The organism is Gordonia jinhuaensis (assembly GCF_014639795.1).
GTDB lineage: Bacteria > Actinomycetota > Actinomycetes > Mycobacteriales > Mycobacteriaceae > Gordonia_B > Gordonia_B jinhuaensis.
The window spans coordinates 1-1,454 of record NZ_BMGC01000090.1 but is presented as its reverse complement, the minus strand read 5'-3'; the positions used below and the strand labels follow the sequence as shown (position 1 = coordinate 1,454).

The window sequence follows — 1,454 nt, the reverse complement described above, 5'->3', positions numbered from 1 at the left end:
GGCAGCATCGCCATCACGCAGGCCCAGAGCGGGAGCCGGAGAATTCGCCATAGCCGAGTATCTCAAACCCCCAACCATTAACTAACTAACGACACGAGATACTAGATCAGATGCTCTCGGAGCCATCGACGCACACGCCTGAATACGTGGTGAGCGTCCACATCCAGTGCGTGCGGGTCGCCGCCACCTCCTTCCAATCGAAGGTCGGTCGCGAAGCACAGTGCGCACATCGAACACCGATGGACGCCAGTTGCCAACTCGCCTGATTCATTGCGAGCGGCCTTTCCCATAGCCTGGAACCACACCCGGCAGAGAGGACACGACGATGGCGCGCGTTGATCTTGCGGTTCGCCGCGCACAGCTCGTCGTCGCGGCACGCGAGGTGCTTTCGCGTGATGGCGTCGCCAACACGTCATTGCGCGCGGTTGCCGCCGAGGGCGACGTACCGCTGGGCACACTGCAATACGTGTTCCCGACCCGGGAGGCCCTGTTGGGTGCGGTCATCGAAGACGTCGTCTCCGAGATCGGGGCCGTATTCGCCGCGTCGACGCATACCGGCGATGGACTCGCACACGCCCTGAGAGAAGGTATTCGGGCCTTCTGGCAGACGCTGGTGTCCAACAGAAACCTGCAGATCATGCAGTACGAGTTGACGATGTACGCATTGCGCGCCGAGGGCCAGGAAGAGCTTGCCCGCTGGCAGTACGAGTCCTACGCCGACGTCGTCTCCCAGTGGTGCGCCCAGGCTGCGGAGGCTGCCGGCGAGGTATCCGCCGTACCGCTACCCCAGTTGGCCCGGATCATGGTCGCGACCATCGACGGACTGATCATGCAGTACGTGTGCGACCCGGACCAGCGACGCGCAGAGCACGACCTGGACCTCATGATCGAGATGCTCGTCGGCCTCGCCGCACCACGGCCGGCATCGGCGACGGCCTGACCCGGCCCACGTAGGCCTCATTCCACCAGTTTCGCCGTATACGTTGCGGGCTGGCGCAACCTGCCTTAACCTCGTTTTCAGTCATACGTATGACTGAAAATCAGCCCCTGGGCCCGACTTCATCGAGGTGGCCATCACGATGGCAGAACCACACACATCCACATCCCGACCCGACGCCCTCGAATTCCTCGCACATGCGCAGCGCATCACCAACGAGGGCCGCGTCGACGAACTACTGGCGATGTTCGGCGACGATGCGAGCGCCGAATGGATCATGGACGGAGCCGCGGACACCTACCGCGGCATCGACGACATCCGCACGGCCGCCACTGAGTTGTTCGCGGTCTGCCACCAACTCGGTCTGCATGTCACGAAATCCCTGGAATGCGAGGGGAAGGACACACTGGTCTTTAGCCTCGATCCACCGATTTGTACCTGTCCGGGGGATGAGGGATAGACGAAATGCCCTGTCTGAGTGACAGAATGGGACTTGCTCAGGGTTCCATCGGTACAC

At 62.2% G+C, this 1,454-nt stretch carries 2 protein-coding genes; both read left to right on the top strand.

The window, feature by feature from the left end; translation table 11 throughout:
• The first annotated feature begins 325 nt into the window (after positions 1 to 325).
• A complete protein-coding gene (locus IEW22_RS19745) occupies positions 326 to 940 on the top strand; it encodes a TetR/AcrR family transcriptional regulator (protein WP_188589095.1) in 615 nt (204 codons plus the stop codon).
• A 139-nt stretch (positions 941 to 1,079) separates the two neighbouring features.
• Positions 1,080 to 1,397: a nuclear transport factor 2-like protein gene (locus IEW22_RS19740; RefSeq protein WP_188589092.1), complete on the top strand. Its 318-nt coding sequence runs from the start codon at positions 1,080 to 1,082 to the stop codon at positions 1,395 to 1,397.
• The last annotated feature ends 57 nt before the right edge of the window (positions 1,398 to 1,454 follow it).

Excerpts from the sequence above, each read along its gene's own strand:
- IEW22_RS19740 (WP_188589092.1), top strand. The coding sequence starts at position 1,080 with ATGGCAGAACCACACACATCCACATCCCGACCCGACGCCCTCGAATTC.
- IEW22_RS19745 (WP_188589095.1), top strand. The coding sequence starts at position 326 with ATGGCGCGCGTTGATCTTGCGGTTCGCCGCGCACAGCTCGTCGTCGCG.